The 6,193-nt window shown below is 67.6% G+C and carries 5 protein-coding genes and 1 pseudogene; all 6 read right to left on the bottom strand.

Annotated features, from left to right (window positions below; translation table 11 throughout):
• Window positions 1-17 precede the first annotated feature (17 nt).
• The gene (locus CYU59_RS27630) at window positions 18-749 is read right to left on the bottom strand and encodes an amino acid ABC transporter ATP-binding protein (protein WP_293004465.1); all 732 of its coding nucleotides are present in this window, start codon (window positions 747-749) and stop codon (window positions 18-20) included.
• Window positions 746-2,509, bottom strand: coding sequence for an ABC transporter substrate-binding protein/permease (locus tag CYU59_RS27625; protein WP_293004464.1), 1,764 nt, complete (start codon window positions 2,507-2,509; stop codon window positions 746-748). Before CYU59_RS27625 ends, CYU59_RS27630 begins: the two co-directional genes overlap by 4 nt.
• A complete protein-coding gene (locus CYU59_RS27620) occupies window positions 2,506-3,291 on the bottom strand; it encodes an LLM class F420-dependent oxidoreductase (protein WP_293004463.1) in 786 nt (261 codons plus the stop codon). The genes CYU59_RS27625 and CYU59_RS27620 overlap by 4 nt, the downstream gene beginning before the upstream one ends.
• Before the next feature lie 27 nt (window positions 3,292-3,318).
• Window positions 3,319-4,218 carry an alpha/beta hydrolase gene (locus tag CYU59_RS27615; protein ID WP_293004462.1) on the bottom strand — a complete coding sequence of 300 codons (900 nt, stop codon included), beginning with the start codon at window positions 4,216-4,218 and terminating at the stop codon, window positions 3,319-3,321.
• An 11-nt stretch (window positions 4,219-4,229) separates the two neighbouring features.
• Window positions 4,230-5,430 (bottom strand): annotated as a pseudogene (locus CYU59_RS27610) (hypothetical protein).
• 1 nt (window position 5,431) lies between these two features.
• Window positions 5,432-6,193, bottom strand: a complete 762-nt coding sequence (locus tag CYU59_RS27605; protein WP_293004461.1) for a sugar phosphate isomerase/epimerase — start codon at window positions 6,191-6,193, stop codon at window positions 5,432-5,434.

The following is a 6,193-nucleotide window of genomic DNA, read 5'->3' as shown; positions in this document are numbered from 1 at the left end:
ACAATTGGGTTTTGCTGTCACAGCACCTGCGACAAGAAGCGTTGCAGACGTTCGGTAGCTGCGGCCTCGAAGATCTGCGCCGGCGGCCCGGTCTCCACCACCTGACCGTGATCCATGAACACGACCGTGTCCGATGTCGACCGGGCGAACGCCATCTCATGCGTCACCACCAGCATCGTCATGCCGTCGGAGCCCAGATCGGTGATCAGCGCCAGGATGCCTTTGACCAGTTCGGGATCCAGCGCCGAGGTTGCCTCGTCGAAGAGCATCACCTGCGGCGCCATGGCCAGTGCCCGCGCGATCGCGACGCGCTGCTGCTGACCGCCCGAGAGGGCACCGGGCCGGCTCTGCGCCTTGTGTTTCATCCCGACCCGATCCAGCTGGGCCAGCGCCGATTCGCGGGCCGCGTCACCGGAGAGACGTTTGAGCTTGCGCGGCGCCAGCATCACGTTGTCGAGCACGCTGAGATGTGGGAAGAGGTTGAAATGCTGGAACACCATGCCGATCCGTTGCCGCACCCGGTCGGGATCGTCGGCCAGCACGGATTTGCCGTCGAGCAGGATGTCACCCCGGTCGGGTTCGTGCAGCCGGTTCAACGTGCGCAGCAGAGTCGACTTGCCGGAACCCGACGGCCCGATCACCGCGACGGTATTGCCGGCGGGAGCAGCGATGTCCACCCCGCGCAGCACCTGGTTGTGACCGAACGCGAGGTGAATTCCCTTGCCCGCCAACGCTACCGACCCGGTCATGTCATCTCCTGAGTCGTAACCAACGCCGGCTCGGTCGCGGGCCGGCCATGCCGCAGCCGGTGGTCGACGACGTTGACCAGATGGGTCAGCGGGATGGTCAGGAGCAAATAGAACGCGCCCGCGGCGACCAGCGGCGACAGGCTGCCGGTCTGCGCATTCAGGTCGCGGCCGACCTGGAACAACTCACGCTGGCCGGCGATCAGACCCAGGAAGTACACCAGCGCGGACCCTTTCAGCAGCGCGATGAACTGGTTGACCAGCGCGGGCAGCACCCGCCGGATGCCCTGCGGAATCACGATCATCCGCATCGCGGCGCGGTAGCTCAGCCCCAGCGCCCGGGCCGCGTCCAGTTGGCCGGCCTCGACGCTCTGGATGCCCGAGCGGAAGATCTCACCGACGTAGGCCGCTGCGGTCAGCCCCAGCGCGGCGATGCCCAGCGGATAGGGGTTGTTGTTGGTCAGCCCGCCCACGATCGGACCGATCCCCAGCCCGATCAGCAGGATGATCACCACCTCGGGCAGGCCGCGGAAGATGTCGGTGTAGATCCGCGCCGGCCAGCGCAACCAGCGGGTCCGCGAGATGCTGGCGACAGCCAGCGACATGCCGACCACAAGCCCGATCACGCCGGAGCTGACGGTCAGGAACACCGTGTTCGGCAGACCCGTCGTGATCATCGCCGGAATCGCCTGCTTGTAGAGCTCCCAGTCGAAGAACGAGTCGCGCAGCTGCACCAGCGTCGACTTGGGTGGCGGCGCCTCGTCGATGGTGCGGTGATTGCGTTCGGCGATCGCCGCGAAATTCGGGAGGTGCGGCGTCAGAGCCGATCTCGAACCTGGATGCCAGCCACGCGGCAGCGGTCGCGGAACCCAGTCGGTGTACAGCTGCGACCAGGTGCCGTCGGCGATCACGGCGTCCAGACCGGCGTTGAGCGCGGCGATCAGCGCCTGGTTGTCCTTGGACACCGCGTAGGCCACGAAGTTGCCCAGGCCGAAGGTGTAGGCGGCGATCGAGGCGGCGTCCCCGGGCCGCATCACGTTGGTGGCCTCCATCGCCGGGGCCACCCAGGCGTCGATCTGGTGGGTTTTGACGCTGGTGTACACGGTGGTGAAGTCGGGGAATTTCACCGGCTCCATGTGCAGGGTGTCGACGACGTAGGCCTCTTCGACGGTGCCCTGAACCACGCCGATCCGCTGGCCGGGGGCCAGGTCCTCGAAGCTGTCCAGCGGTGACCCGGACGGCACGATCAGCGACAGGTAACCGAAGTCGTAGCCGTTGGTGAAACCGACTGTGCGACGGCGTGCTTCGGTGGCCATGATCGACGACGAGCCGACGTCGAAGCGCCGCGCCGCGACCTGCGCGAGCAGGCCGGAGAATTCGGTACCGGAGAAGACGACCTGCAAACCCAGCTTGGCGGCGATCGCCCGCAGCAGTTCGTTGTCGTAACCGGTGTAGCGGCCCGATCCGTCCAGACAGCTGGTCGGCGGCCCGCCGGGTTGGGTGCCGACCATCAGCGTCCCGGGGGTGCGCAGGCCCAGCGCGTTGATGTTGACCGAGCTGAGCGGCTCGACGTCGGCGGTGGTGTATTTGTCCTCACGTGGGCGGTTGGCGGCGGCCAGTTTCCGCGGTAGTGCGACCACGCCTTCTTTACCGACCGGTTTGCAGAGGTTGTTGTCGGCGCCGGCCGGGGCGCAGGGAGCCAGAGAGTAGGTCAGCAGAATCGTGACCAGCAGCGCAGCCAGTTTCGACGCGCCGGCCCTCATGCCCGGTCACGCCACCGGCACAGCGCCTCGGCGTCGCTCAGGTCGTAGTCGGGTCCGTTGACGCCGATGGTCAGCAGTGTCACGCCCAAGGCGGCGAGCCCCTCGGCGTCCTCGAGCGGGGTCTTCTCGCTGACGCCGGCGCTGCGCTCGATCGCGTCGGGATCGCGACCGACGGCCCGGCAGTGCTCGGCCAGGATCTCGGCGGCCTGCGGGTAGCTCTCGACTGTGGTGAAGCCGTGCCAGATGTCGGCGTGCTCGGCGACCAGGCGCAACGTCTTCTTCGGGCCTTTGCCGCCGATCAGCACCGGGATGTCGCGGATCGGCGCCGGATTCAGCTTCGTCAGCCGGTCGCTGATCCGGGGCAACGCGGCGCCCAGCTCGTCCAGCCGGCCGCCGGCGGTGCCGAACTCATAGCCGTACTCCTCGTAATCCCGGTCCTTCCAGCCCGATCCGATGCCGAGGATCAGCCGGCCACCCGAGATGTGGTCGACGGTGCGGGCCATGTCGGCGAGCAGTTCGGGGTTGCGATAGGAGTTGCAGGTGACCAGCGCGCCCAGCTCGATGCGGGAGGTCTGCTCCGCCCAGGCGCCGAGCATGGTCCAGCATTCGAAGTGCGCGCCGTCCGGGTCGCCGTACAGCGGGAAGAAGTGGTCCCAGTTGAAAGCGATGTTGACGCCGATGTCCTCACATCGGCGCACCGCGTCACGCAGGTTGCCGTAGTCGGGGGAGTGCTGAGGCTGCAACTGGACGCCGATGCGGATCGGCCGGGCGGGCGAAGTCATGCCACCCACCGTAGGCGCGCGCCGCAACTAGCCCGCGAGCACGCCGCGCAGGATCTCGGTCAACACCCGCGGCTGGTCGCTCTGCACCGAGTGACCTGAATTTTCGACGATCTGAATGCCACGGAACTGCTGCGCGCGGCGGGCCAATTCCTCGGCGTCCTCGTCGCTGACGAACGGTGACGTGCCGCCGCGCACCAGCCGGACCGGCGTCGACAGTCCCGCGAAGTCCTCCCACAGGCCGTCGAAGTCGGGGATTTTGCGGATGTTGTCGTACCGCCAGGTCCAGTTGCCGTCCTCGAGCCGACGGGAGTTGTGAAATACTCCGCGCCGCAACGACTTCCGATCGCGATGCGGCGCCGCGGCGGTCGTCACCTCGAGGATCGCGTCGAAGCTGGGGAAGGTGCGCTCGCCGGCCACCAGCGCGACCGTGCCTTGCTGTTCGGTGGTCATCTCCGCGTAGCGGCGCAGCGCCGACGGGGTGACGTCGACCAGTACGAGCTCACGAACCAGCTGCGGCGCGATCGCGCCCAGCCCGATCGCGGTCAGCCCACCCAGCGACATGCCGACGACCAGCTCGGCGTCCGGGGCCAGGTCGCGGACCACCGGCTGCACCGCGGCCGCGTTGTTCTGCGGCGAGTAGTCGCCGTCTTCGCGCCAGGCCGAGTGGCCGTGGCCGGGCAGGTCGACCGCCAGCGCAGGTACGCCGAGCCCGACGATCACGGTGTCCCAGGTATGGGCGTTCTGCCCGCCACCGTGGAAGAACACCACCCGCGGCGGCTCCTCGCCCCACTGCAGCGCACTGATGCCGCCCGCCTCGATCCGGCGTACTGACGGCAGCGGTCCGCTGGCACCGGCCTGCTCGGCGTTCTCGGCCAGCAGGCCGAATTCGGACAGGCCCAACAGCTCGTCGTCGGAGATCTCGGTCATGACTCCCGACACTAAAGGACGTACCGGCGGCGAATACCACGGAAGCGTTCCCACATCGCGGCGGCCCGCTCGGCCTCGGTGAACAGCGGGGTGTCCGGCGGCAGTGCGTCGCCCAGGTCGTCGTAGGAGACCACCCGGGTGCTCAGCAGGGCGGGTTGGCCTTCGAGCATGTGCCGGTAGGTCAGGTTGCCGCGCTCGAATCCCTGAGTGTCCAACCAGTTCTGCACACCCGGATCACGGTGCGCCATAACCAGGCGGACGCGTCCGTCGCCGTCGACGGCGGTCCGGCTCGGCGTGTAACTCACCGGCCGGTACAGGTAGTCCATGCTGTTGAAGAAGACCCCCATGTTAGTCAGCATCCACAACCCGTCGTGGGCGTCGAATTCGACGATCAGCGCCTGGTCGGGATCGAGCTCCCAGTACATGTTGGCCGCGGCCCGGCCGCGCTTGGCGTCGGAGCCGGTCGTGTCGACGCGTGGAAAGGTGTTCGGCCTCTCGGCGTCCACGCCGCCGTAGCGGAACGGATACTCGGGCCAGTCCGCCATCAGACCGGTGACGAAGTCGCCAGCCCAGCCCATCGCGTCGACCATCACCTGTGCCGTCGGCAGCGGCTTGGGCGCCGTCATGTCGACCCGTTCGATGCGGAACTGCGCCGGCCGCTCGTCCCAGCGGTCAAACCCCTGGCGAATGAACAGCTTTCGTGACTCGGGAGTCGTGGCCAGCCAGTTGCCGGCGCGTTCGGGGCCGCCGACGTAGAGCTCGAAGTGCCCGTCATCGACCTCGAGGTCAGTGATGTTCGCCTCGGGCGTGTCGCCGAACGGTTCGTGCAGCACACCCGGCCCGGGGGTGCGGCGACCCTGGACGGTGACATTGAAGAAGCGCGCGGTGCCCCGAGTCCCGGTCAGCCGGTACGTCGAGTGACCATCGATCCAGGCCTGCTGATAGGTGAAGTCGCCGCAGTCACCACCGAGCTTGCGGGTCGGCCCGCAGAACGTGTGCAACGCCGGGTAGCGAGGGTCGCGGGTCTCCAACGCCAAATCGAAAGCTTGGCCAAGGTTTTGAGTCAGGAATCGGAAGGCGTCGACGCGCTGCTCACCCCGACTGGGCGTTGGCGTCTTTGAAGACGTGTTCGCCCGCGTCGCGCAGTTGCGCGCAGAACGTGGCCCACGCGGCACGCAGCGCGGCGTCGTCGTCGCCGTCACCGAAGGCCACCTCACGCACCCAACTTGTCGAGCATCGCCCCAACGACAGCACATGCGCGCCGGGCCGCTTCGAGCCGGCCCTCTGTGTCGATGCGCGGGCCGATCAGCTCCAGGTCGAACCCGTGGGCATATCCACTCGACAATGCCTGCGCGACAATGGATTCAATCGGTATCGCGCCGTCACCGGGCACCGCACGGCCGGGCAGCGACCGGTCGCCGAGAACGTAATCGCTGAGCTGGATCAAGCGGGTGCGGGGTAGTGCCCGCTGCAACTGCTCGGCGACGTCGCCCTCGGCCCAGCAGTGGAACACGTCGACGCAGATGTCCAGTCCGCTCATTTCGGCCAGTGCGACGGTGTCGCGCAGCGTGTGAGCGATATGGAGGTCGGCGTACAGGCTCGACGCATTCTCGATCGCCAGCGCCACGCCCGAGTCCTTCGCGCGTCCCACGCAGGGCGCGACCAATTCGCAGAAGCGCTGCGCGGCCTGCGGCCAGGTGAGCGCACCGCGTCCGCCGGTGAGCAGGTACACCGTCCGGGCGCCGGCCGCGGCGGCCGCGTCGATCACCCGGTCCAGTTCGGCCGGATCGGAGAACAGATGGTAGACCGCCTCGACGGTATAGTCGCTGTGCTGCAACAGCTTTGACACCTCGGGCAGCTGGCTGTCCAGAATACTCAGCCGCGTCACCCCGAGGTCGGTCCAATACCTCTGCAACTCCGACAGTGTTGCGCCGTAGAACGTGACGTTGTGCACGGACAGGTGCTCGTGCGTCAC

This window comes from Mycobacterium sp., assembly GCF_002863225.1.
Lineage (GTDB): Bacteria > Actinomycetota > Actinomycetes > Mycobacteriales > Mycobacteriaceae > Mycobacterium.
This window is presented reverse-complemented; position numbering and strand designations above follow the sequence as displayed.

Bases quoted from the DNA above. Each gene is read 5' to 3' on its own strand.
- CYU59_RS27630 (WP_293004465.1), bottom strand. From the start codon at position 749: ATGACCGGGTCGGTAGCGTTGGCGGGCAAGGGAATTCACCTCGCGTTC.
- CYU59_RS27625 (WP_293004464.1), bottom strand. From the start codon at position 2,509: ATGAGGGCCGGCGCGTCGAAACTGGCTGCGCTGCTGGTCACGATTCTG.
- CYU59_RS27620 (WP_293004463.1), bottom strand. From the start codon at position 3,291: ATGACTTCGCCCGCCCGGCCGATCCGCATCGGCGTCCAGTTGCAGCCT.
- CYU59_RS27615 (WP_293004462.1), bottom strand. From the start codon at position 4,218: ATGACCGAGATCTCCGACGACGAGCTGTTGGGCCTGTCCGAATTCGGC.